The 22,809-nt window shown below is 61.9% G+C and carries 21 protein-coding genes; 10 read left to right on the top strand and 11 right to left on the bottom strand.

All coding sequences use genetic code 11. The features are described 5' to 3' along the window. Positions 1-11 precede the first annotated feature (11 nt). Positions 12-509, top strand: a complete 498-nt coding sequence (nrdR, locus tag M1D88_RS10580; RefSeq protein WP_458110856.1) for a transcriptional regulator NrdR — start codon at positions 12-14, stop codon at positions 507-509. A 46-nt stretch (positions 510-555) separates the two neighbouring features. Here nrdR and ppgK read toward each other — a convergent pair whose 3' ends face one another. Then, positions 556-1,359, bottom strand: coding sequence for a polyphosphate--glucose phosphotransferase (ppgK, locus tag M1D88_RS10575; RefSeq protein WP_458110855.1), 804 nt, complete (start codon positions 1,357-1,359; stop codon positions 556-558). 67 nt (positions 1,360-1,426) lie between these two features. Then, complete coding sequence (gene map, locus M1D88_RS10570; protein ID WP_458110854.1) at positions 1,427-2,305, bottom strand: type I methionyl aminopeptidase; 879 nt, start codon at positions 2,303-2,305, stop codon at positions 1,427-1,429. Between the two features lie 157 nt (positions 2,306-2,462). On the opposite strand from map, the gene M1D88_RS10565 reads away from it, so the two are divergent. Then, positions 2,463-2,627 (top strand): SPOR domain-containing protein, encoded by a 165-nt coding sequence (locus M1D88_RS10565; RefSeq protein ID WP_247045068.1) that lies wholly within the window; start codon positions 2,463-2,465, stop codon positions 2,625-2,627. Positions 2,628-2,636: 9 nt separating this feature from the next. Here the strand turns inward: M1D88_RS10565 and panB are convergent, their stop codons facing one another. Further along, positions 2,637-3,542 (bottom strand): 3-methyl-2-oxobutanoate hydroxymethyltransferase, encoded by a 906-nt coding sequence (gene panB, locus M1D88_RS10560; RefSeq protein WP_458110853.1) that lies wholly within the window; start codon positions 3,540-3,542, stop codon positions 2,637-2,639. Between the two features lie 282 nt (positions 3,543-3,824). Here panB and glnA (M1D88_RS10555) point away from each other — a divergent pair, with 282 nt between their 5' ends. The 5 genes from glnA (M1D88_RS10555) (at position 3,825) to M1D88_RS10535 (ending at position 9,670) form a co-directional block, all read left to right on the top strand. After that, positions 3,825-5,165 (top strand): type I glutamate--ammonia ligase, encoded by a 1,341-nt coding sequence (glnA, locus tag M1D88_RS10555; protein ID WP_247045066.1) that lies wholly within the window; start codon positions 3,825-3,827, stop codon positions 5,163-5,165. A 9-nt stretch (positions 5,166-5,174) separates the two neighbouring features. Continuing rightward, positions 5,175-8,186 carry a bifunctional [glutamine synthetase] adenylyltransferase/[glutamine synthetase]-adenylyl-L-tyrosine phosphorylase gene (locus tag M1D88_RS10550; protein ID WP_458110852.1) on the top strand — a complete coding sequence of 1,004 codons (3,012 nt, stop codon included), beginning with the start codon at positions 5,175-5,177 and terminating at the stop codon, positions 8,184-8,186. 86 nt (positions 8,187-8,272) lie between these two features. Then, complete coding sequence (locus M1D88_RS10545; protein WP_458110851.1) at positions 8,273-8,692, top strand: VOC family protein; 420 nt, start codon at positions 8,273-8,275, stop codon at positions 8,690-8,692. 57 nt (positions 8,693-8,749) lie between these two features. Continuing rightward, positions 8,750-9,271: a GNAT family N-acetyltransferase gene (locus M1D88_RS10540; protein ID WP_458110850.1), complete on the top strand. Its 522-nt coding sequence runs from the start codon at positions 8,750-8,752 to the stop codon at positions 9,269-9,271. Between the two features lie 138 nt (positions 9,272-9,409). Next, positions 9,410-9,670, top strand: coding sequence for a hypothetical protein (locus M1D88_RS10535; protein WP_458110849.1), 261 nt, complete (start codon positions 9,410-9,412; stop codon positions 9,668-9,670). A gap of 118 nt (positions 9,671-9,788) precedes the next feature. Here the strand turns inward: M1D88_RS10535 and glnA (M1D88_RS10530) are convergent, their stop codons facing one another. Beyond that, on the bottom strand, positions 9,789-11,213 hold the full coding sequence (glnA, locus tag M1D88_RS10530; RefSeq protein ID WP_309105587.1) for a type I glutamate--ammonia ligase: 1,425 nt from the start codon (positions 11,211-11,213) through the stop codon (positions 9,789-9,791). A 301-nt stretch (positions 11,214-11,514) separates the two neighbouring features. Between glnA (M1D88_RS10530) and M1D88_RS10525 the strand changes: the two genes are divergently transcribed. Beyond that, complete coding sequence (locus M1D88_RS10525; RefSeq protein WP_458110848.1) at positions 11,515-11,952, top strand: RDD family protein; 438 nt, start codon at positions 11,515-11,517, stop codon at positions 11,950-11,952. 58 nt (positions 11,953-12,010) lie between these two features. Here the strand turns inward: M1D88_RS10525 and M1D88_RS10520 are convergent, their stop codons facing one another. The 4 genes from M1D88_RS10520 to lipB form a co-directional block, all read right to left on the bottom strand. Further along, the gene (locus tag M1D88_RS10520) at positions 12,011-12,373 is read right to left on the bottom strand and encodes a DUF3817 domain-containing protein (RefSeq protein ID WP_458110847.1); all 363 of its coding nucleotides are present in this window, start codon (positions 12,371-12,373) and stop codon (positions 12,011-12,013) included. A 119-nt stretch (positions 12,374-12,492) separates the two neighbouring features. Further along, positions 12,493-13,257 (bottom strand): DUF4191 domain-containing protein, encoded by a 765-nt coding sequence (locus tag M1D88_RS10515; RefSeq protein WP_458110846.1) that lies wholly within the window; start codon positions 13,255-13,257, stop codon positions 12,493-12,495. A gap of 96 nt (positions 13,258-13,353) precedes the next feature. Further along, entirely contained in the window at positions 13,354-14,361 is a 1,008-nt protein-coding gene (lipA, locus tag M1D88_RS10510) for a lipoyl synthase (protein WP_309105583.1), read from the bottom strand. Continuing rightward, positions 14,358-15,026 (bottom strand): lipoyl(octanoyl) transferase LipB, encoded by a 669-nt coding sequence (gene lipB, locus M1D88_RS10505; protein WP_247045032.1) that lies wholly within the window; start codon positions 15,024-15,026, stop codon positions 14,358-14,360. Before lipB ends, lipA begins: the two co-directional genes overlap by 4 nt. Positions 15,027-15,145: 119 nt before the next feature. Here lipB and M1D88_RS10500 point away from each other — a divergent pair, with 119 nt between their 5' ends. Continuing rightward, positions 15,146-16,924 carry a protein kinase domain-containing protein gene (locus tag M1D88_RS10500; protein WP_458110845.1) on the top strand — a complete coding sequence of 593 codons (1,779 nt, stop codon included), beginning with the start codon at positions 15,146-15,148 and terminating at the stop codon, positions 16,922-16,924. Here M1D88_RS10500 and M1D88_RS10495 read toward each other — a convergent pair. After that, positions 16,900-17,811, bottom strand: a complete 912-nt coding sequence (locus M1D88_RS10495) for a TIGR01777 family oxidoreductase (RefSeq protein WP_458110844.1) — start codon at positions 17,809-17,811, stop codon at positions 16,900-16,902. The genes M1D88_RS10500 and M1D88_RS10495 overlap by 25 nt on opposite strands. A gap of 84 nt (positions 17,812-17,895) precedes the next feature. Here M1D88_RS10495 and M1D88_RS10490 point away from each other — a divergent pair, with 84 nt between their 5' ends. Continuing rightward, entirely contained in the window at positions 17,896-21,396 is a 3,501-nt protein-coding gene (locus M1D88_RS10490; protein ID WP_458110843.1) for a S41 family peptidase, read from the top strand. 139 nt (positions 21,397-21,535) lie between these two features. On the opposite strand, the gene M1D88_RS10485 is transcribed toward M1D88_RS10490, so the two are convergent. Continuing rightward, on the bottom strand, positions 21,536-21,967 hold the full coding sequence (locus tag M1D88_RS10485) for an OsmC family protein (protein WP_458110842.1): 432 nt from the start codon (positions 21,965-21,967) through the stop codon (positions 21,536-21,538). 458 nt (positions 21,968-22,425) lie between these two features. After that, a complete protein-coding gene (locus tag M1D88_RS10480; protein ID WP_458110841.1) occupies positions 22,426-22,776 on the bottom strand; it encodes a hypothetical protein in 351 nt (116 codons plus the stop codon). Between the last annotated feature and the right edge of the window lie 33 nt (positions 22,777-22,809).

Below are 22,809 nucleotides of genomic sequence, written 5' to 3'. Positions count from 1 at the left end.
GAGAACCAAACGTGTATTGTCCGTTTTGCCGTAACCCTGATTCCCGCGTGGTCGATAGCCGGATGGCCGACGACGGTTCTGCCATTCGCCGTCGTCGCCAATGCCCTGAATGCGGCCGCCGCTTCACGACAGTGGAGACAACAAGCCTGTCCGTGATCAAGCGCTCCGGTGTCGGCGAGCCCTTTAGCCGGAGCAAAGTCATCAACGGCGTTCGCAAAGCCTGCCAGGGCCGTCCTGTCACCGAGGATGACCTGGCCATGCTGGCGCAGGAAGTCGAGGAGACCATCCGCGCATCCGGCGCAGCCGAAATCGACGCGCACGAAGTTGGTCTTGCGATCCTGAGCCCCCTTCAGAAGCTGGACAAGGTGGCCTACCTGCGGTTCGCAAGCGTGTATCAGGCGTTTGAATCCCTGGAGGACTTCGAGTCCGCCATTTCGCTGCTCCGCCATGAAGCGGAAGTGGAAGCGAAAAGCGCTCAGGGGAAGAGCACGGAGACCAGCCAGCTTTAGACTCCGGTGGTGGCCGCGGAGGGGAAGCCGCGGCCGCCGCCGGCCCCTACTTGACGAGCTTGTGCTTCAGTGCGATTTCAACCGCTGCGCCAACAATCCCTGCGTCATTCTTCAACACCGCGGGAACGATCGGGGTGCGCAGTTTCAGCCTTGGCAGGTATTCATCCGCCCGCTTGGAGATTCCGCCGCCGACAATAAAGAGTTCCGGGGAAAAGAGGAACTCGACGTGGGAGAAGTACCGCTGCAGCAGCACGCTGTACTCTTCCCAGCTCAGTCCATCCCTTTCACGTGCGACAGCAGAGGCTTTCGTTTCGGCGTCAAAGCCATCGATCTCCAGGTGCCCCAGTTCGGCGTTGGGGACCAGTTTCCCGTCGAAGATGAATGCTGAACCGATTCCGGTACCCAGCGTGATGACCAGGACCGTGCCCTTGACGTTTTCACCGGCTCCAAAGCGGGCTTCGGCAAGGCCGGCCGCGTCAGCATCGTTGATCACTTCCACGGGCCGTCCCAGGCGCGCAGTCAGCATGCCGTCGATATCGGTATTGAGCCAGGACTTATCAACGTTGGCTGCCGACAGCACCATCCCGTGCTGGATGATGCCGGGAAAGGTGACACCCACGGGGGAGTCCGGGGCCGGGGCGTGGGGCTGGGTGGCGAGTTCCTGGACCACCTGGGCCACCACTTCGGCAACCGCGGCCGGTGTGGCCGGTTGGGGTGTGGGGATCCGAACCCGTTCGCCCAGGAGTTTGCCTTTCTTCAGGTCGACGACTCCGCCCTTGATTCCGGTGCCCCCAATGTCGATTCCGATCAGCGGGGCATTTTTCACGGTTTTAGCGTCCTTCTTGGCCAATGGGCTTCCGTTCGTGGCAGGTTGCGGGCTAGGGGATCAGCTCGGCGGCTGAGGTGGTACTGGGCTATCAGGGGAGTGTGAGGATTTCCGCGCCGGTCTCAGTCACCAGGAGCGTGTGTTCAAACTGTGCGGTGCGTTTCCGATCGCGGGTCACTACTGTCCAGTCGTCCTCCCACATGTCCCACTCCACAGTCCCCAGAGTGAGCATCGGCTCGATGGTGAACACCATGCCGGTCTCGATCACTGTGTTATAGCCGGGAGCGGCGTCGTAGTGCGGAATGATGAGGCCTGTGTGGAAGGCTTCACCGACGCCATGGCCGGTGAAATCCCGAACGACACCGTAGCCGAACCGCTTTGCATAGGACTGGATGGCCCGGCCGATGACATTAATCTCACGGCCCGGGGCGACAGCTTTGATGGCCCGGTTTAGCGATTCCTGCGTACGTTCCACCAGAAGCCGTGATTCCTCGTCGACGTCGCCCACGAGGAAGGTGTAGTTGGTATCGCCGTGGACGCCGTCGATGTAGGCGGTGATATCGATATTGAGGATGTCCCCGTCCTGAACGCGGGTGCTGTCAGGGATCCCATGGCAGATGACTTCATTAAGCGAGGAGCATAGGGACTTGGGAAAACCGCGGTAGCCCAGTGTTGAGGGGTAAGCACCATGATCAAGAAGGAACTCGTGGCCAACTCTGTCCAGCTCATCGGTGGTGACACCTGGCCGGATATGCTTGCCCACCTCGACGATGGCCCGCGCAGCAATGCGGCTGGCAACGCGGATCTTCTCGATGGTCTCAGCGGATTTAATCTCCGAACCCGTGAACTTCGCAGGCCCGGGCTTCCCCACATACTCGGGCCGGGGGATCGACGCGGGAACCGGCAGTTGGGGACTCACGGTTCCCGGTATGAGGGTGCCGATGGGTGCAGTCGAGGCTAGGGAAGGCATAGATTGATCATATAAGGCGCCGTCGTGGGCCAAGTAACAGAATCGGCAATGTAACAGAACCGGAAACGGAACCGAACAGTCAGCGAAGCCTCAGCCGATCAAGTTACAGGGCTCACGAAGCATTGGAGCCACGTGGAGCGGATGCAGGGAAGGAACCATGACCGAGTACTGGTACAACGTCAACACCCACGAGGTGGAAGAGGACGCGATGTCTGACTGGAGCCAGCTGATTGGCCCGTACAAGACGCGCGAAGAGGCCGAACACGCGCTGGAGAAAGTACGGGCCCGTAACGAAGCGTGGGAGAAGGACGAAGAGGACTGAACGCCCCGGCTAGAAGCTGTGCTCCGGCCCGGGGAATTGGCCGGAGCGGACGTCTTCACCGTACGCACGGGCTGCATCGCTCAAGGTAGTGCGGAGGTCCGCGTACTGCTTGACAAATTTGGCCATCCGGCCGCCCCGCAACCCGGCCATGTCCTGCCACACAAGGACCTGACCCGTGGTGGCATTGCCGGCACCGATGCCGATGGTCGGTACGTCCACTGCCGCGTCTACGGCGGCGGCCGTGTCGGCGGGCACCATTTCCATGAGTACACAGAAGGCGCCGGCCTCGGCCAAAGCAGTTGCATCCTCGATGAGGCGCTTTGCGTCGTCGCCACGCCCCTGCACCCGGTAGCCACCCAACGCATGCTCGCTTTGGGGTGTAAAGCCAATGTGCGCCATAACCGGTATTCCGGCCTGAACCATGGCCCGCACTGTTTCAGCGTAGAACTTCCCGCCCTCAATCTTTACGCCATGGGCAAGCCCTTCCTTGAGGAAGCGGACGCCGGTAGCTACAGCCTGCTGGGGAGAAATTTCGTAACTGCCGAACGGAAGGTCAGCCACCACAAGGGCACGCTTTGCGGAGCGCGCAACGGCACGGCAGAGCGAGAGGAGCTCATCCACGGTCACGGGAAGGCTGGTTTCGTTTCCAAAAACGTTGTTTGACGCGGAGTCACCTACCAGGAGTACTTCGATGCCGGCTTCATCAAAAATCTCCGCAGTGTACTGCTCGTAGGCAGTGAGCATGGCAAAGCGCCGGCCTTCGTTCTTGGCCTGCTGCAGGTGATGGGTCCGGACCTTCGGAAGCCGCTTGGGAGCCGTCTCCGCAGTTGGCCCGACAGCGGGGACAGGCCCGTTTCCGTAAGGGGCAGGTACTTCTGCGGGCATGCTGGAATCGGAGCTGTTGCTTGTGGCCATGGCTAGAGCGTAATGCGATACCAAGCGTCCTAGCTACTGGCCCGTAGCCGCCAGACAGGTGAAAAGAGTCACACCTGGCGCGCTGAGTGCGGTTAGCGAGGCCGGGAATACCCGGCTTACACCCCGAATCGGTGACTTATAAAGGCTCTCCGTGTTAACGCTGTGTTACGCGGGGCACTGGCTCCCGCATCAGGCCGGAATGCTTAGTAAAGTGAATCGTGAGACTGCCGCCGGCTTCCGAGACACCCGGGGCACGCACGTTGAACCGGAGAAGAGGCCATCATGGACCGCCAGCAAGAGTTTGTCCTGCGGACGATCGAAGAACGTGACGTTCGATTCGTGCGTCTCTGGTTCACCGACGTCGTGGGTTCGCTTAAATCTGTGGCTCTGGCTCCGGCTGAGGTTGAGGGGGCCTTTGAGGAAGGCCTGGGTTTTGACGGGTCAGCAATCGAAGGCCTCGCCCGTGTTTTCGAATCAGACATGCTGGCCCAGCCGGATCCTTCAACCTTCCAGATCCTGCCGTGGCGTGGTGAGACTGAGCAGACGTCAAGAATGTTCTGCGATGTCCTGACGCCCGACGGCGAACCTTCAGCCGCCGATCCGCGTAACGTCCTCAAACGCACGCTCGCCAAGGCAGCGGACATGGGCTTTACCTGCTACACCCATCCCGAGATCGAGTTCTATCTCCTCAAGTCCCAGGAGCCTGGCCCCGACGGTGCTCCCGTACCAGTGGATGAGGGCGGGTACTTTGACCACGTCCCGGGCGGCGTGGCGCAGGACTTCAGGCGCACCGCCGTGACGATGCTGGAATCGGTGGGGATCTCGGTCGAGTTCAGCCACCACGAAGCAGGTCCGGGGCAGAACGAAATCGACCTTCGGTATGCCGACGCCCTGCAGACCGCTGACAACATCATGACCTTCCGGACCGTCATCAAGGAAGTAGCCCTGCAGCAGGGTACCTACGCCACGTTCATGCCCAAGCCGTTCACCGATCACCCGGGTTCCGGCATGCACACGCACTTTTCACTGTTTGAAGGCGATACCAACGCTTTTTATGAAGCCGGTGCAGAGTTCCAGCTGTCCAAAACGGCCCGTCAGTTCATCGCGGGAATCCTCAAGCATGCGCCGGAATTCACGGCGATCACCAACCAGTTCGTCAACTCCTACAAGCGGCTTTGGGGCGGGGGAGAAGCGCCCAGCTACCTCAGCTGGGGCCACAACAACCGTTCGGCCCTGGTGCGGGTTCCCTTGTACAAACCCGGAAAAGGCCAGTCCGCACGGATCGAGTACCGCGGAATAGACTCCGCTGCCAACCCCTACCTTGCGTACGCCGTGCTGCTTGGGGCTGGACTGAAGGGCATCGAAGAAGGGTATGAACTGCCGGCAGCGGCGGAGGACGACATCTGGTCGTTGAGTTCTGCAGAACGCCGCGCTATGGGACACGATCCTCTGCCCGCAAGCCTCCACGACGCCATCCGAAGCATGGAAGATTCAGAGCTGATGCCGCAGATCCTTGGGGAGCAGGTTTTTGAGTACTTCCTCCGGAACAAGCGAGCCGAGTGGCAGGATTACCGTCTCCAGGTGACCCCCTACGAGCTGCAGCGCAATCTCGGTATTCTGTAGGGCGTCGCGATGAGCCTTGCCCGTCGGCTGATTTCCACCGGCTTCAGCGACCTGGAAAAGGCCGAACGCTTCCTGGCCATGCCGGAGTTGGAAGGCATCCACCCGGACGTCCTGTTTGCCGGATTCCAGCTGTCCGCCAGCCCGGACACTGCGCTTCAATCCCTTGTTCGTCTCCTTGAGAAGCATCCGGAGCTCAGAACCCTTGCTTCCGGCGATCCGGACACCAGTGAAGCCCTCTACCGGGTCCTCGGTGCCTCGGAGGCCCTCGGGGAATTCCTGATCCGTCATCCTGAGCATCTGGACGCCTTCAACGTGAGGGTCAGCCCTGAACCGGCAGCCGCTGATGCTGCGGAACTCCGTGAGCGGCTGCTGCGCTCCGTGCAGGCGGACTCCAGGTCGGCTCGGCCGGTGGCGGCTCTGACCGGGCCGGAGGCGTATGAGGCGCTTCGCACTGCCTACCGCCGGGGAGTAGTGGATCTCGCGATCAAGGATCTCTGCGCAGCGGATCCGCTTGATTTCATGCCGGCTGCAGGAGGGGAACTGGCCGATCTTGCCGGTGCCGCTATCGAGGCCGCCCTCGCCGTGTCCCGGGCGGAAGCGGCGGAACAGTATGGCTCGTCCGACGTCGCAAACGTGGGCCTTGCGGTCATCGGGATGGGGAAGTGCGGGGCGCGGGAACTGAACTACATTTCCGACGTCGATGTCATTTACGTCATCGAGGGCGGATCCTTGGATGACGCCCGATCCAACACCATCGGCACCGCCCTGGCCACAGGAATATCACGGGCCATTTCCTCGGTGGGACGTGAACCCGGATTGTGGGAGGTCGACGCCAACCTCCGGCCAGAGGGGAAATCAGGTCCCCTCGTGCGGACTCTGGCGTCCCACGAGAGCTACTATGCGCGGTGGGCGCAGAGCTGGGAGTTCCAGGCGCTCCTGAAGGCACGGACCATCGCCGGGGACACCGAGCTCGGTGCGAAATATGAGGCGGCTGTGTCACCGCTCATCTGGGCTTCGGCCGGACGTGACGGTTTTGTCGAGTCTGTCCAGGCGATGCGCAGAAGGGTTACGGAGCACATCCCGCCGGCAGAGGAACAACGGCAAATCAAGCTCGGGCGGGGCGGCCTGCGCGACGTCGAATTCACCGTGCAGCTTCTGCAACTTGTGCACGGTAAGTCTGATGAGACGCTCCGGCACAGGGATACGACGTCGGCCATCGCGGCTTTGTCCGCTGGTGGCTACATTGGCCGCTCTGACGCTGCGGGGTTTGACCATGCCTACCGGTACCTGAGGGTCCTTGAGCACCGCATCCAACTGTTCCAATTGCGCCGCACCCACCTGATGCCAGTGCGGGAGGAAGCGCTGAGGGCTCTGGCCAAGGCGATGCTTGGTCCCTTTTCCCGGGAACGTCCGCACCCCGACACGCTGCTGGCCGCCTGGCACAAAACCAAGCGGTCAGTCCGCGAACTCCACGATCGCATCTTCTACCGGCCTCTTCTGAACACGGCGGCCAAGCTCAGCAGCGAAGATGCCCGCCTTTCACCGGAGGCGGCCCAGGCACGGCTTGCAGCCTTGGGTTATCTCGATCCCCAGGGGGCCATGCGGCACATCGAGGCCCTGACTGCCGGGGTCAGCCGCCGCGCGGCGCTCCAGCGCCATCTGCTGCCCATCCTCCTGGGATGGCTCGCCGAAGGAGTTGATCCCGACGCCGGCCTGCTCGGCTTCCGGCGCATCAGCGAGAGCCTCGGTACCACTCATTGGTATCTGGGCATGCTGCGAGACTCCACAGCCGCGGCCGAAAGGCTCTGCCACGTACTGTCCAACTCCAGGCTGATCGCGGACCTGCTGGAGGTCTCGCCGGAATCCGTGGCCTGGCTGGGCTCGGAAAAGGACCTCACACCGCTTGGCTTCGATGCACAGTGGCTGGAAATCACCTCCAAGATGTCCAGGCATGCGGATCCGGAGAGTGCCATGCGGCTGATCCGCCTGATCCGCCGACGGGAAATCCTGCGCACGGCAATCGCTGACAGCGCAGGGCTCCTGGACCAGGACCAGGTGAGTGTCGCGCTGGCTGAGACAGACCGGGCGGCTATCGTCGGGGCGCTCCGGGTGGCGGAAGGCATCGTATCCTCCGAAGGTCCGCTCAAGACGAGAGTCCTCGTCGTGGCCATGGGCCGCCAAGGCGGACGTGAGATCGGGTATGGCTCCGATGCCGACGTCATGTATGTCCATCGGGGCTTGCCCGGCGTTCCGGAAAAGGAAGCCCAGCTGCAGGCTGCCCAAATCGTGGGGCACATCTCCAGCCTCCTGACTCAGCCGCTGAAGCCGGCGATTATGGCCGAGAGGGTCCTGCAGGTCGACGCCGATCTTCGTCCGGAGGGTAAGAGCGGGGCGATGGTCAGGTCCCTGGACTCCTACGCGGAGTATTACCGCCGGTGGTCCCTGATCTGGGAGGCCCAGGCGCTGCTGCGGGCGCGGCCAATCGCAGGAGACGACGAACTTGCCGCCGATTTCGTGAGCCTCATCAACCCCATTCGCTATCCGGAATCTCTTTCAGAGCAGGACATCCGCGAAATCCGGAGGGTGAAGGCCCGTGTCGAATCCGAGCGGCTGCCCAGGGGCGCGGACCCGGCCAGGCACCTCAAACTAGGCCGCGGCGGGTTGAGCGATGTGGAATGGCTTGTTCAACTGCTGCAACTGCAGCATGCCGCCCATCATCCCGGGCTCCGGACCACCTCCACCATCAAAGCGCTGGAGGCCGCCGGGTCCCTCGAGCTCATTGGAAAGAATGACGCTGAACTGCTGCTGAAGGCATGGCGGCTCGCGAGCCGGATCAGGTCTGCAAACGTGATCTGGAACGGCAGGGCCTCAGACCTCCTGCCCTCGTCCCGGCGCGACCTTGAAGCAGTGGCGCGTTGGTGCGGTTACCAGCCAGGCAACGCCGCTGCCTTGGAAGAGGACTACCTGCGCGTGAGCAGGCTCGCCCGTGGAGTCTTTGAGAGGATATTTTACGGGCAGTAGGCGAGCGGTTTCCCAGGACATCTTAGGTGCCCGCCAGCGGCTGCGAAAGGGCTGACACGCACAATTCAGGGTGCTAGTTTGAGCGGATGGCAACCCAAATTTATCTGAATCTTCCCGTCAAGGACCTCAATCGGATCGTCGAGTTCTTTAGCGCGCTTGGATTCTCCTTCAACCCGGATTTCACGGATGAGAATGCCACCTGCATGATCATCAACGACAACGCCTTCGTCATGCTCCTGGTGGAGGGCTTCTTCAAGACGTTCACGTCCAAGAGCATCGCGGACAGTACGGAGACCACTGAAGCCATCATGGCCTTCTCAGTCGACAGCCGTGAAGCCGTGGACGAAACCGTGCGGAAGGCCCTTGCGGCCGGTGGAAGTCCATCCCAGGAGGTCCAGGACTACGGCTTCATGTACAACCACAGCTTCCAGGACCCGGACGGCCATCTCTGGGAAGTCATGTGGATGGACCCCGCCGGTCCGCCCGCAGACTCTGCGGAGGAATAGCTCCCAGCGCGGACGACGGCGGCCGGCACAGGCCGCCCGTTCGGTAACCTGATAGGCATGCACGCTTTCGTCTGGCTTATCCCCCTGAAGAGCCTCGACGCAGACGGGCGCGCCATTCAGCTCGCCGAAGCCGCCCAATTGGAATTGGCGCCGGGTCAGTCAGACCTGGTCGGAGACCCGCTGCGGATGATGCTGATGGGGCTGGCAGAAGAGTCCCGGTTCCCCTACATCGTGGAATCCGAGGGCCGGGCGGTCGGAGTTCTGACGCTTCAGCTGGGAGCGGCACGGCTGGCTGGCTGGGCAGACGATCAGAGCGCCTGGCTGCTTCGGGGCTTCCTCATCCGCAGGGAGGACCAGGGAAGGGGCCTGGGCACCCTCGCAGCCCAGGCGGCCTTCCAGGAAGCAGGGCGTTTGTCTGCGAGGCTGGGCGGCGGCGAGACCGGCGTCGTACTTTCAGTGAATGAGGGCAACCCCGCCGGACAGGCCGCCTACAAAAAAGCCGGGTTTGAGGATCAGGGCGCTTATCTGGGCGGCGCAGCAGGCCCTCAGCGGACCATGTACAGAGCGTTCGTCCGCTGAATCTTGCCCTGGCCCCTTGTGGCGGACATACGTCAGGTTGATTCTCTTCATCACCTGAGTACCGTGGGCTTGTGGCTGGATAAACGCGCGTACAGGTTACTGGTGTTTCGACTATGGGATGTGACTTACCTTCGGCCCATGAGTGGAGCTCAAAGGGACAGGGGTGCCACAGCCCTGTTTGGCATCAAGGGTGGTGTGGCCTGGGTGGCTGAAGATGTTTTCGTAACGCGAAGCAACGGAGATCTGCTGGTGGAGCTTTGGATTGGCCCGCGGGTGGTGTCCATCCTTGTCCATGCAGACAGCGTAGGATACATGCAGGCGATCTATGCGAAGCTCGCTGAGCTTGCCATCGACGACTTCCCCCCGATCCGCGTAAAGCGCAAAGAGTCAGGGCCCTGAAGCGCACAGAGTCAGGGCAAAGAGGTTCAGACAAAAGAAAGTCCGCACGTGCTGCCGTTGCCGGCAGCGCGTGCGGACTCTCTGCGGACTGAACCATGTTCAAGTCCCTGTAATGCTGCTACACGCCGTAGTAGAGCTCGAACTCGTAGGGGTTCGGGCGCAGCGACAGCGGGCGGATTTCGTTCTCGTACTTGTATTCGATCCAGGTGTCGATCAGGTCCTGGGTGAAGACGCCGCCGGCCTGCAGGAACTCGTTGTCCTCGGCCAGTGCGGTCAGTGCTTCTTCAAGCGTGCCGGGAGCCTTCGGGATGTCCTTGGCTTCCTCGGCCGGCAGCTCGTAGAGGTCCTTGTCGATGGGAGCAGGCGGTTCGATGCGGTTGCGGATGCCATCGATACCGGCCATCAGCTGGGCAGCGAATGCGAGGTAGGGGTTGGACGAGGGGTCCGGAGCGCGGAACTCGATGCGCTTGGCCTTCGGGTTGGTGCCCGTGATGGGGATACGGATACCAGCGGAGCGGTTGCCCTGCGAGTACACCATGTTGACAGGAGCTTCGAAGCCCTTGACGAGGCGGCGGTAGGAGTTCACCGTCGGGTTGGTGAAGGCGAGGACAGCAGAAGCGTGCTTCAGCAGACCACCGATGTACCAGCGGGCGGTGTCCGAGAGTCCCGCGTAGCCCTTCTCGTCGTAGAACAGCGGGTCGCCATCGTTCCAGAGGGACTGGTGGCAGTGCATGCCTGAACCGTTGTCCGCGAAGACCGGCTTGGGCATGAAGGTTACTGACTTGCCCCAGGCGTCAGCGGTGTTCTTGACGACGTACTTGAACTTCTGGAGGTCATCTGCCGCGTGAGTCAGAGTAGTGAACTTGTAGTTGATCTCAGCCTGACCGGCCGAGCCGACCTCGTGGTGGCTGCGTTCGACTTCAAGGCCTGCTTCATCAAGTGCAATACACATGGCATCGCGGAGGTCAGACTGCTTGTCGGTGGGGGAAACCGGGAAGTAGCCGCCCTTGACCGGGGTTTTGTTGCCCAGGTTCCCGCCTTCTTCTTCACGGCCGGTGTTCCAGTGAGCCTCTTCAGAGTCAATCTTGTAGAAGCTGCCCTGGGGCGTGGACTGGTACTGGACGTTGTCGAACACAAAGAACTCGGCTTCGGGAGCAAAGAACGCGGTGTCTGCAATGCCGGTGGAGGCGAGGTAGGCTTCGGCCTTTTCAGCCACGCCACGCGGGTCGCGGTGGTAAGGATCTCCGGTCCGCGGGTTCACGATGGAGAAGTTCAACGCAAGGGTCTTCTCCATGCGGAACGTGTCCAGGAAAGCGGTGGTGACATCGGGGATGAGCTGCATGTCGGACTCTGCGATGCCCTGGAAGCCGCGGATGGAGGACCCGTCGAAGAGCTGCCCGTTGACGAAGAAGTCAGCGTCAACGCTCTTGGCGGGCACATTGAAGTGCTGCTGGACGCCAGGGAGGTCGGTGAAGCGGATATCAACGAATTTAACATCTTCGTCCTGGATGAACGTGAGGACTTCGTCCGCAGTCTTGAACATCTATGCTCCTTATGCATGTGGAATAACTGGCTGGAAAGCCAAACTGTCCAGCGCAATACAACAGCGGGGAAAGCGAATCGCCGTCCCCGTTCATAGCTCGCTAGCAACTGTTAACACCCTAGGGATAAGGGATTTCTCTGCTGTGTCGGCTTTGTTTCCGGCAGGTTACAGAAGCGCCTGCTATGTAAACGGTAATGGGCGTCCACAGTGTGGTCTACCTGCTTCCACACTGTGAGCGCCCATGGTGTCACGGGGATGAGGGCGGAGCACCCGGCGCCTGGGAAGCCGATAGTCTTGTTCAGTGGTTGATCGAAAAGACATAGGTTCATGGCTCAGTGGGCCCGATACTTCGGGAACGTCCAAATATCCGGGGGAACGGCTTAATTTGCCCGAATCAGGCCCGGGTTCCATTGCGCGGGCGGGCCGACGCATCCTCGGCATCTGCATTGATTGGGGAATCGCCCTCCTCATCAGCAACTTTGCCTTTGCGGGTGATCCCTGGGCCACTCTGGCCGTCTTTGCCGCCGAGCAGATCCTGCTGGTTGGCACGCTGGGCTACAGCATTGGTCACCGCATCGCCGGAATCCACGTCACCAAGCTCGGCGGCGGGCCCGCGGGACCCTTGCGGGCACTGGTCCGGGCCCTTCTGCTGTGCCTGGTTATTCCAGCAGTAATTTTTGACCCCGATCAGCGCGGCCTGCATGACAAGGCGATGAATACGGTACTCGTCCGCCTGTAAAGCCGGCCCTCCCGGCCCCGCAGGCTTGCGTGCCAGTATGTGCCGTCGGCGTGGCCGATCAGACTCCGGCTTCCTGGAGTGCGTCCGCTGCCGGGGAAGTCTCCGCTGAAGCCGTCAGGTAACCGCGACGGTCAGCCCATTGTTCAAACACCAACGTGGCAAATGGCAGAACCGCGGAAAGTCCCGCGAAGAGCGCCACGAGAAACGGCCAGCGCTGCAGGCGCCACAGGATCAGCGCGGCGATGCCGTAGCCGATGAACAGGCCGCCGTGGATTGGTCCGGCAATCTCAACTCCCAGCTCGGTAATTCTCAGCACCCATTTGAGGAACATTCCGATCAGCAGGGCAGCCCAGCTGAAAGCTTCCGCCACCGCGAGTATTTTGAAGATCCGGATTACGGCAGGTTTCGAGGGAAATTTCATGTGCGGGTTCTCCGATTCAAGGGTGGCGCGTTCAGGGGGCAGGCGAGAGGTTGCTGCCGCGGCAAAAGGAAACGCCCCGGTTGTGGCGAGTTGGCCGTTACCGGGGCGTTGCGGTCCAGCTAGCGGCCGCGTGCTGCTTTGCGGTCAGGACGTGCTTTGTAGGGATCGATACCCTTCGGGATCGGGAGACGGTTTCCCAGCGAACCAATCCGCTTCGATACGGCGCTGACCTCGATCTTGGTGAGCTCCTTGTTCAGCTTTCCCATTTTCTTGGCGACTTCGCTGAGGGGGACCTGACCCTCGCCCCGGCCGCTCTGGATCACGTGGACAGGAACGTTGGGAAGAATGCGTGCGAGCTTCTTACGCTCGGCCTCGATCAGCGGCTTCACACGATGAGTGGGCCCTTCGCTGACCAACACGACGCCCGGGCGCCCAATGGCCCGGAAGACAGCATCCTGCGTCCTGGGGTTAACAGCTACCGGCTGCTCTTCTGTGATCCATCCGCGCTTGAGTGTGCCCAAGGCGGCCCCCGACGCTCCGGGCTGGTTCTCAATCTGTGCAAACGCCGCGCGCTCGGCGCGGCGGGACAGGATCAGCGTTGCCCCCAGCAGACCAAGAGGGATGCCGATGATGAGTCCGGTAACCCAGTTCTCCAGCCAGAAACCGACCAGGAAGCTGACAGCGACGACGCCAAGGAATACCAGCAGCATCAGCCACGGCACCATGGGGTCGTGGCGCCGGGTCATTTGGAAGACCTCGCCGATCTGCTTCAGACGGCTTGGCTTCTTGACCTTCGCTACTTTGGGCTTACGTGAAAAGAGGCCACGTTTCGGCTCATCGGAGGATGCCGGAGTGGTGTTGCTGGAATCAGGGGATTTCGCCATAGTGCCTCAATTCTACGTGATTGATGGCTGAGGGCCGGACGCCGGGAAGCCCGGCATCCGGCCCTCAGCCACTGCGCAATTGTTCGGGGTGCGGTTCTAGGAGCGGGCTGCGATGAGCGAACTGGCTTCCTGGCGGGTGCTGCCGGAGCTCTCGATGTGGGCGAGCTCGGCCGGGATTTCCCAGCCCTTTTTACGCATTGCGGTTGCCCAGAGACGGCCGGCGCGGTACGAGGACCGCACCAGCGGTCCGCTCATGACTCCCAGGAAGCCGATCTCATCCGCTTCCTGCTGCAGGTCTACAAACTCCTGCGGCTTGACCCAGCGGTCCACCGGAAGGTGGCGTTCGCTTGGCCGCAGGTACTGCGTGATGGTGATGAGGTCGCAGCCGGCGTCGTGCAGGTCCTTGAGGGCTTCGGAAATCTCTTCCCGTGTTTCGCCCATTCCGAGGATGAGGTTCGACTTTGTGACCATGCCGAGCTTACGGCCCTGCGTGATGACGTCCAGCGAACGGTCGTAACGGAACGCTGGCCGGATGCGCTTGAAAATGCGCGGTACGGTCTCCACGTTGTGGGCGAACACCTCAGGCTTGGAATCGCAGATCGCCTCGATGTGCTCCGGCTTTCCGGAGAAGTCCGGGATCAGCAGTTCGACGCCGGTGCCCGGGTTAAGTTCATGGATCTTGCGGACTGTTTCCGCGTACAGCCACACGCCTTCATCTTCGAGGTCGTCGCGCGCGACGCCCGTGACCGTGGCGTAGCGCAGTTGCATCGACTGGACCGACCGCGCAACCTTGGTGGGTTCGAAGATGTCCACCGGCGATGGCTTCCCTGTGTCAATCTGGCAGAAATCGCAGCGCCGGGTGCATTCGGAGCCGCCAATCAGGAAGGTCGCTTCCTTGTCCTCCCAGCATTCGAAAATGTTGGGGCAGCCTGCTTCTTCACAGACCGTGTGGAGGCCTTCCTTCTTCACCAGGTTCTTGAGGTTAACGAATTCCGGTCCCATTTGAACCTTCGCTTTGATCCACTCCGGTTTCCGCTCCACCGGTGTGGCCGAGTTGCGCTGCTCGATGCGCAGCATTTTCCGGCCTTCTGGTGCCAGTGTCACAGTAGAGCTCCTTCGGGAATCGCAACTAGGGCGTCTTCATTCTTGCGCAGTTCTTCCGTGATCCGCGAAACGAGATCCGCCGGAGCTACGTCTCTGCCGATTTCCTGGGCGATCGTGGTCACGCCGGCGTCAGTGATACCGCAGGCAATGATCTGGCCATAGGGTGCCAGATCGTTGTTGCAGTTGATGGCAAAGCCGTGCATTGTCACGCCGTCGCTGACACGGATCCCGATCGCGGCGATTTTGCGGGCCGGGCCCTTCTCGTCCTGGTCGATCCAGACACCTGCCCGTCCCTTGATTCGTTCCACCTTCAGGCCGTAGTCCGACAGAACGGCGATGATTACTGCTTCAAGGCGTTCCACATAGTCGCGGATACCTGCAGGGTTCTTCAGCTTGATGATGGGGTAACCTACCAGCTGGCCCGGACCGTGCCAGGTGAGCTTGCCCCCGCGGTCTACCGGTACCACCGGTGTCCCATCGAAGGGACGTTCATGTTCCTCAGTACGCTTGCCCGCTGTGTAAACGGGGGAGTGCTCGAGGAGGAGGACTGTGCTGGGTGCTTTGCCGGCGACGACGTTGTCGTGGAGTTCGCGCTGGATTTCCCAAGCACGCGTGTAGTCAACGAAATCCGGGGCCAGACCCAGCTGGGAAAACTCAAGAGTCATGCCTAACAGCTTAGACCCCGTCCGCCGTCGTGCCCGGTTCTGTGCTTAAGCTCTCACCGCAACAGAGGGGGCTGTGGATAACTTCTGCGGGATTCTGCGGAATCGGCTATTCCTTGACTATGGATAAATTCCAGCGGGCCAGGCCGGAGATCAGCATGGAAACTGGCGGGGAATCGTTCGTTACGCGCCCTGCCCTGGCTGCCGCCGACATTGGGGACACAAGGCCTTTGGTGTCCGGCTACGAGGTGGGGCGTCAACTGGGCAAAGGCGCTTCAGCTGCCGTCTGGCTCGTCAGCGAGAAAGCGACGGGCCGCAGCTTTGCCCTGAAATGCATGGAGGATGCTTCTGATGACGTCTCCAAAGAGGAATCCATTCGCCGTGAGATCCGTATCCTGTCGGCCCTGGATCACCCCCATCTTGTCAGGGCGTACGACGTCGTCAGGCTCGGAGGCGTTGGTGACGGCAGCTTGGGTCTGGTCATGGATTTTGCCGCGGGTGGCTCTCTTGCTGAACTGGTGGCAACACGGGGAAAGCTCACTGTTGGCGAAACGGTCACCGTCCTGACGCCTATGGCCCAAGCTCTGGCATACCTTCACAGCCAGGGATTCACGCACTCGGACGTCTCACCGGGCAATGTCCTGTTTTCCGCAGAGGGTAAGCCTCTGCTGGCAGACCTCGGTGTCAGCAAAATGGTCGGGGATGCCGTAGCCGTTTCAGGACACGGCACCTTGGGCTTCAAGGATCCTGCACCGGACCACACCCTCAGGGCCGGACTTCAGCCGGAGCGGGATGTATATTCCCTTGCCGCTGTCGGTTGGTACTGCCTGACCGGAAACCCGCCGCCGAAGACTTCCCGCAGGCCCCCTCTGACACTTTTGCTGCAGGATGCGCCGCCGGAGCTTGCAGCGGCGCTTGAAGCCGCACTTCATGATGAGCGACGACTGCGCCCCACCGCACGCGAGTTCGCGACAGCAGTGTATCGAAGCGCGGAAGCAGCTCCTGTCGATCTTGCCGCCTCCGTCCACCCCACCGTGATTCCGGAACTGCTGACGCGAAGGAGCCTGCCTCCCCAGGATCATCCTTTGGTCCGTTTCATCGGGTACAGGGAATGGATGCGGCGGTACCGGGAGTGGAGGCGCCGGTTCCCAAGGCATCCGGCACGCAAAGGACCTCCTTCCGGTCCGGCAAATCTTTTGGAGTCGCGCCCATCGGCAACAGCCAGTGCAAGTCAGGAGACCAGGCGTGGACGGCGGACAGCCTGCAGGCGAAGGAGTCCCCGGCCGCTTCGCCTTGCCGGCATCGCCCTGCTGCTGTTGTCGACAGGCGCGGGTATCAACTGGTGGCTGCCCGAAGTTTTTGGGGCTGCCTTGGCCTCCTGGCCAGAAGCAGGGATTGTTTCACCGCGGGCCGGGGGAGCCGGCGATGAGGCAGGCTCCGCTGCAGAGAGTTCCGCTGGCGTTCCCGGAAACCTCCCAGCGGAAATGCCTCAGGAGATCCGTGAGCAGATTGATTCCAGCGCGCCCGACCAGGCGGCGCGGGGGTTAGCCTGGCTGCGATCAACAGCATTCAGCTCCGGCAGACACGAACTGCTGAACCAAGTCAATGTTAAGGGTTCCGATGCGGCGGAGGCTGACGCCAGGACTGTTGCGGTGCTGGCCAGGTCCGGCCACAGGCTGGCAGGTTTCACCACCACACTCTCCAAGGTAGACACTGAGCGCGAAAGCACGGCCGATCGGGCAGTTCTCAGCATTACTGCGTCCACATCCGCCTATCAGGAACTGGATGCTTCAGGTGCTTTGGTGGCCAATCTGGCGGCCGGCGGTGAGGAACAACTCCGGCTGGTCCTGCTTCTGGTGGACGGCCGATGGCGCATTCAGGAGATCCTGCCTCCCACCTGACGGCCTGCGATCCATCTGGCTGCGTCCTTCACCGATGGATGTTGCCATTGGAAACCGGCTGACGTGAGCACCACGGGATCGAGCCGCTGGCTTGCCAGCAGGAGTTCATCCGCCAGCTTGCCCATGCCGAGGCGCAGGAGGGGCGCTGGAACCCTCAAAAGCGCCGGCCGGTTCAGCGCGGACCCCAGATGGGAAATAAGGGAGTGGAGCTCGGCCGCGTGCGGTGCTGCCAGATTGACGGGTCCCGCGAGCGGCGACCGAAGAAGGAACGAAAAGGCGGACACGACGTCGGGAAGGGTTACCCACGGCCAATACTGCCGGCCGTTGCCCAACGGGCCTCCCAGCCCGAGCCGCAGGAGCGGAAGCAGCTTGCCCAAGGCTCCTCCAGCCGGGCTGAGCACTACTCCCGTCCGCGGTGTGATTACACGGACACCGTGTGGGGCTTCGGTGGCTGCCGCTTCCCATTCGAGGCAGAGCCTGGCCAAGACTCCGCTTCCGGCCGGTGATTCTTCGCTGAGGATGGTTGCGCCGGCATCCCCGTAGTAGCCGGAAGCCGACTGGCTGATGAAGACGGAGGGCGGAGACCCCAGCTGTTTCATTCCTTTGACAAGGGTTCGGGTGGACAGGACCCGTGAGGCAGACAGTTCCCGGATCCTGGCATGAGTCCAGAGCCTGTCACCGATTCCCGCGCCAGAGAGATTGATGATGGCGTCTGAACCCTCGATGGCACTCGGGTCGAGAACACCCTGCGAAGGATCCCATCGTATTTCCGAGGCTGAGGCGGGCGGCCTGCGAACGAGGGTCCGAACATTGTGACCGTTCCCGCGGAGGCTGCGGATCAGTGCGCTTCCAATAAGCCCTGAAGCACCTGAAATGACTATCTGCATGTGCAATCTCACCACGGGAAGACGTCCGCCGGATGCGTGTCAGTCCATGACAGTTGAGTGCAGGACTTTGACTATGATCAACTGATGACCTCTTCGAGCTATTTACGTTTCCCGCATCTGCACGGCGACCTGATCACCTTCGTGGCCGAGGACGACGTCTGGATTGCACCTCTGGGAGGGGGCCGCGCCTGGCGGGTCTCGTCTCTTCAGTTGCCCGCCCGCAATCCCCGGTTCACTCCGGACGGCAAGCGGCTGGTGTGGACAGTGGTGCAGGGTACCAACCCGGAAGTGGTCACGTCCGATGTCGACGGCGGCGGTTACCGTCAGTTGACGTACTTCGGACACGCCACCACGCGCGTCAAGGGATTTACGGCAACCGGTGACGTCGTCGTCACTAGTGCTTTCCGCCAGGCTGAAGGGCGTCATACCCACGCCTACAGTGTGCCCTTGGATGGCGGCTGGGCGGAGGAGCTTCCGTTCGGGCCAGTAGAGTCCGTGGCCTTTGGCCCGGAAATCGGCGACGAGCGGCCGGTCGTGCTGGCCAGCGTGTTGTCGCGGGAGCCCGCCTGGTGGAAACGCTACCGTGGCGGAACAGCCGGCAAACTGTGGATCGATGATGACGGAAACGGCGAGTTCGAAAGGCTTCTTCCGGAGATTGACGGGAACCTTACTGACCCCATGTGGGTGGACGGACGGATCGCTTTTCTGTCAGACCATGAAGGGTACGGGAACCTGTATTCAGTGCTGCCGAACGGGGCTGACCTTCGCAGGCACACGGACCACGAGGACTTCTACGCCCGCCACGCGGCCACTGATGGAAAGCGCATCATCTTTGAATCGGCAGGCGAGCTGTGGGTTCTGCCTGACCTTGCCTCGGAGGCCGTGAGGCTGGACATCTCGCTGGGCTCGGCGTCCCAGTCCCGACGCAGCTCGCTCCTTAAGACAGCGAAGCATCTTGGGGAAGTGATTCCGGATCATACGGGAACATCAAGCGCTGTTGAAGCCCATGGAACCATCCACTGGCTCCGGCACAAAGACGGCCCCTCGCGAATCATTGAAGCCACACCCGGAGTGCGTGGACGGCTTCCGCGGCCGCTGACGGATGGGCGGATCGCCTATGTTGCTGATCATGGCGGGGTTGAGGCCCTTTACGTTAAGGCCATCGCCGGCCTGCTCGTCCCGGCCCCGGCCGGAATTAAGGCCGCCAAGGCCAATTCCGGGCAAAGCAAGGGAACCGTGCTGCCCAGCCCCGTGTCGGCTGCCGGCCTGAACCGCCCGGTTGGGGCGGGTCACGAGAGCCCGCCTGCCGGCCTCCCGGCTGAAGGCCGCCAGCACGACGCTTTTGAGGATGCTGATGTTGCTGGCGGGTCTGCCGGGCCATCGGCTGCTTCGAGTGTCCCCGCGACACAGGCCTTGCGCATTGACTTCCCGAAGCCCACACGCGCCAGCGCCCTGGAGGCCAGCCCGGACGGACGATGGCTCGCCGTGGGCACCGCCTTTGGCGACGTCTATCTGGCGGACACCCGTGCGGGTTCTTTGTCACTCGTTACCAGCATCGGCGAGGGCACCATAGAAGGCCTATGCTGGTCGGCGGACTCCTCGTGGCTGGGGTGGTCCGAGCCGGTGACCTCCTTCGGATCCCGGAGCCGGATCAGGATGGCCCGCGTTTCGACTGATCGCATGGAAGTCATCAGCGTCACTGATGGGCGCTTCCGGGACGAGTCGCCGTCGTTCACGCCTGACGGTAAGTTCCTCGCGTTCCTCTCCAACCGCAGTTTTGACCCTGTTTACGACGGACATTCCTTCGACCTGTCCTTCCCGAGTCCCATCAAGCCCTATCTTGTGGCGCTGGCAGCCGCCACCCCTTCGCCTTTTGGGCCGACGGTGGATCTGCAGGACGGCGGCGAAGCGCCGAATTCTGACGGCGACGATCCGACGGCGGAAGGAGCGGAGGCTCCCGAGGTGAGGGTGGACCCGGACGGGTTGGCCCACCGTGTGATCAGCGTCCCCATTCCGCAAGGCAACTATTCCGCTCTCTCGGCAACCGACGGTGGGTTGCTTTGGATGGACAGCCCCCTTGCCGGAGCGACGGGGGACGGCAGGGCAACGCTCGAAGACAAGAAACCCACGCCTCGGCTGGTGCGTTTTGACCTGAGCACCCGCAAGGACGCCACGATCGTCGACTCGCTGGACCGTTACACCCTGTCCGGAGACCGGAAGAAGGTGGTATTCGTCCACGAGAAAGCCGTCAAGGTCGCGCCGTCAGGGGCCAAGGCGGATGAAGAATCCGGCAAGCTGGTCTCCGTGGATCTGGGCAGGGTCCGGGTGCTGATGGATCCTGTGAGTGTTTGGGCACAGGCTTTTGATGAAGCCTGGCGCCTGCAGCGTGACTTCTTCTGGGCTGAGGACATGGCCGGCCAGGACTGGGAGTCCGTGCACAGCCGGTATCGCCCCATTGTGGATCGTCTGGGGTCACACGATGATCTTGTGGACCTCCTGTGGGAACTCCACGGTGAACTTGGCACGTCACATGCCTATGTGCGTCCGGCCGCTGTCACCGAAAACGGCAGCAACGGGCAGGGCCGCCTGGGTGCAGATCTCGCCTTCACCGGGCAGGGGTGGGAAATAACCCGGATACTCGCCGGTGAATCGTCGGATCCCCTCGCCACGTCACCATTGACACGTCCAGGAGCCGATGCCAAAGCCGGGGACGTGATCCTGGCCATCGACGGCGTCGAACTTTCTGAGACTCTCACGCCGGCCATCCAGCTGGTGGGCGCCGCTGGACGGGCCGTGGAGCTGACCATCCTCAACGGCGCCGGTCACGGTGACGCGACAGGACACCAGAGACGGATCGCTGTAGTTCCAGTGAAGGACGAGGAGCGGCTGCGCTACCAGGAATGGGTAACCGCCAACCGGCGCACCGTCAGGGAGGCCTCTGACGCTACCTTTGGCTACCTCCATATCCCGGATATGATGCCGAATGGATGGGCACAGCTGCACCGGGACCTGGACACTGAAACGGCCCTTGACGGGCTGATAGTGGATGTTCGCCGGAACAGAGGTGGACACACATCACAGCTGGTGGCCGAGCTTATCGGACGCAAGGTGACGGGGTGGAGCATGCCACGGGGAGAGAAGCCCCGTACCTACCCTCACCATGCCCCGCGTGGGCCGGTTGTGATCCTCGCGGATGAATTTGCCGGTTCCGACGGCGACATCATCACCCAGGTTTCGAAGCTGCGGGGAATCGGGCCGGTTATCGGCACCCGGACCTGGGGCGGCGTCGTGGGCATCGACAACCGCTTTACGCTCGCCGACGGCACCGGAGTGACACAGCCCCGGTATGCCACCTGGTTCAGCGGGGGAGTCGGGTGGGACATAGAGAATTTCGGTGTTACCCCTGACATCGAGGTAACGTTCCCGCCCCATGCCTACGCGGCCGGACGCGATCCGCAGTTGGAATATGGCATCGGGGCATTGAAAGAAATGATCCAGGAGCTCCCCACGGACCGTCCGCCGCTTCGGGAAGGTTACCGTCGGGTGGTCCCTGCTCCATTGCCTGCCCGGAAGCAGGCAGACTGACTTCGAGCCGACGCCAAAGGCCCCGTCGGGCTGATGTCAGGCTTTCCTGACTATCAGTTCAACGGGGCCTTTGAGCTGTCCCAACCCGGTGCGTCACGGCTGCGGCGCCCGGATCAGGAATCTTCGTGATGCCTTGTGATCAGGAAGAGGCGAGCGTCGCCTCCAGGGAGATATCGATACTGGCCAGCGCGCCGGAAACGGGGCAGCCGGTCTTGGCTTCCGCGGCGATCTTTTGGAACTCTTCTTCCGAGATGCCCGGAATCTTGGCATTGACGGTGAGGTGACTTCCCGTGATTCCGGTGCCGGGAACAAACGTTACCGCAGCCGTGGTGTACAGCTCCTCGGGGGTGTGCCCGGCCTTGGCAAGCATGTTGCTGAAGGCCATGGAGAAGCATGACGAGTGGGCTGCGGCAATCAGTTCCTCTGGGCTTGTCTTGCCCTCGGCCTCTTCGGTGCGGGCCTTCCAGGTCACGTCGAAAGTGCCCAGTCCGGAGCTATCCAGAGTCGTTGCGCCTGAACCCGTCATCAGGTCGCCGTTCCATACAGTGTGTGCGTTGCGTGTTGCTGCCATGTCCGCTCCTCAGCTTGAATTGGTACCGGGTCAGGCCTGGGGCCTTTTTCCCTCCGGGTCAATCCTATGGATTCCCGAGTTGAAGTGCAGCAGTGTCCGCTGTTAGAGGATTGTGAACTAATACATTGCGGGACGTGAATTCCTCGCTCAGCCCGGAGACAGGACGCAGAACTCCTTGCCCTCGGTGTTTGCGAGGCACCCTCCATGGCACATTGCCGTGTCCGACGTCGGCGTCAGTGGCCCCCAAGGCAAACAGACGTGGTGGCGAGATCGAGGTGCACGCTGTACTTCACCGTTTCGGGATCAGGAACGGTGACGACGTCGACGCAGACGGCCGCAGGGTGCGGCCAGTCGTAGCCGCTGGGTTCAACATTCGCAGTGCCACGGCACCTTTACCTATAGCCGGGCAGCCCCAACCCTGAGAACAGGCGCCGGAGACATGCCGGGGAGATATTGACCTAGTTCCAGAGAGTTGCAATGGCAACGTTCAGGAGGGCAAGTCCGCCCACGCTGTGTGCCAGTCCCGTGCTGACTGGTTCGCCTTTCTTGAACTTGCGGCTACCGATGAAAGCCAGGACGGCGACCACAAGGGCGATCACGATCTTGACGCCGAGCTTCAGGTAGTTGGCATCCCTGTCCAATGCCGGGATGAGACCCATCATCACGATGCCTGTGAGGAGCTGCAGCGCGGCGCCGTCGAACTGCCGCGGGTGGACCGTTGGCTTTTTCATGTTGCCGATCCAGATGCCGACGATCATTGCGGCGCCAACGATGTGAAGGAAGACCATGATGTCAAAGACGATGTTCATTGCATCAGTCTAGTCAGAGAGTTCTACGGCCTG

The organism is Arthrobacter sp. R1-13, from assembly GCF_054161475.1.
Note: the sequence above shows the minus strand (reverse complement) of the source record. Positions and strands in the feature narration are given on the sequence as shown.

What these genes read in the sequence shown, in the direction of transcription:
- map (WP_458110854.1), bottom strand. Translation starts at nt 2,305, where the DNA reads ATGCCTTCCCTAGCCTCGACTGCACCCATCGGCACCCTCATACCGGGA.
- M1D88_RS10565 (WP_247045068.1), top strand. Translation starts at nt 2,463, where the DNA reads ATGACCGAGTACTGGTACAACGTCAACACCCACGAGGTGGAAGAGGAC.
- panB (WP_458110853.1), bottom strand. Translation starts at nt 3,542, where the DNA reads ATGGCCACAAGCAACAGCTCCGATTCCAGCATGCCCGCAGAAGTACCT.
- glnA (WP_247045066.1), top strand. Translation starts at nt 3,825, where the DNA reads ATGGACCGCCAGCAAGAGTTTGTCCTGCGGACGATCGAAGAACGTGAC.
- M1D88_RS10550 (WP_458110852.1), top strand. Translation starts at nt 5,175, where the DNA reads ATGAGCCTTGCCCGTCGGCTGATTTCCACCGGCTTCAGCGACCTGGAA.
- M1D88_RS10545 (WP_458110851.1), top strand. Translation starts at nt 8,273, where the DNA reads ATGGCAACCCAAATTTATCTGAATCTTCCCGTCAAGGACCTCAATCGG.
- M1D88_RS10540 (WP_458110850.1), top strand. Translation starts at nt 8,750, where the DNA reads ATGCACGCTTTCGTCTGGCTTATCCCCCTGAAGAGCCTCGACGCAGAC.
- M1D88_RS10535 (WP_458110849.1), top strand. Translation starts at nt 9,410, where the DNA reads ATGAGTGGAGCTCAAAGGGACAGGGGTGCCACAGCCCTGTTTGGCATC.
- glnA (WP_309105587.1), bottom strand. Translation starts at nt 11,213, where the DNA reads ATGTTCAAGACTGCGGACGAAGTCCTCACGTTCATCCAGGACGAAGAT.
- M1D88_RS10520 (WP_458110847.1), bottom strand. Translation starts at nt 12,373, where the DNA reads ATGAAATTTCCCTCGAAACCTGCCGTAATCCGGATCTTCAAAATACTC.
- M1D88_RS10515 (WP_458110846.1), bottom strand. Translation starts at nt 13,257, where the DNA reads ATGGCGAAATCCCCTGATTCCAGCAACACCACTCCGGCATCCTCCGAT.
- lipB (WP_247045032.1), bottom strand. Translation starts at nt 15,026, where the DNA reads ATGACTCTTGAGTTTTCCCAGCTGGGTCTGGCCCCGGATTTCGTTGAC.
- M1D88_RS10500 (WP_458110845.1), top strand. Translation starts at nt 15,146, where the DNA reads ATGGATAAATTCCAGCGGGCCAGGCCGGAGATCAGCATGGAAACTGGC.
- M1D88_RS10495 (WP_458110844.1), bottom strand. Translation starts at nt 17,811, where the DNA reads ATGCAGATAGTCATTTCAGGTGCTTCAGGGCTTATTGGAAGCGCACTG.
- M1D88_RS10490 (WP_458110843.1), top strand. Translation starts at nt 17,896, where the DNA reads ATGACCTCTTCGAGCTATTTACGTTTCCCGCATCTGCACGGCGACCTG.
- M1D88_RS10485 (WP_458110842.1), bottom strand. Translation starts at nt 21,967, where the DNA reads ATGGCAGCAACACGCAACGCACACACTGTATGGAACGGCGACCTGATG.
- M1D88_RS10480 (WP_458110841.1), bottom strand. Translation starts at nt 22,776, where the DNA reads ATGAACATCGTCTTTGACATCATGGTCTTCCTTCACATCGTTGGCGCC.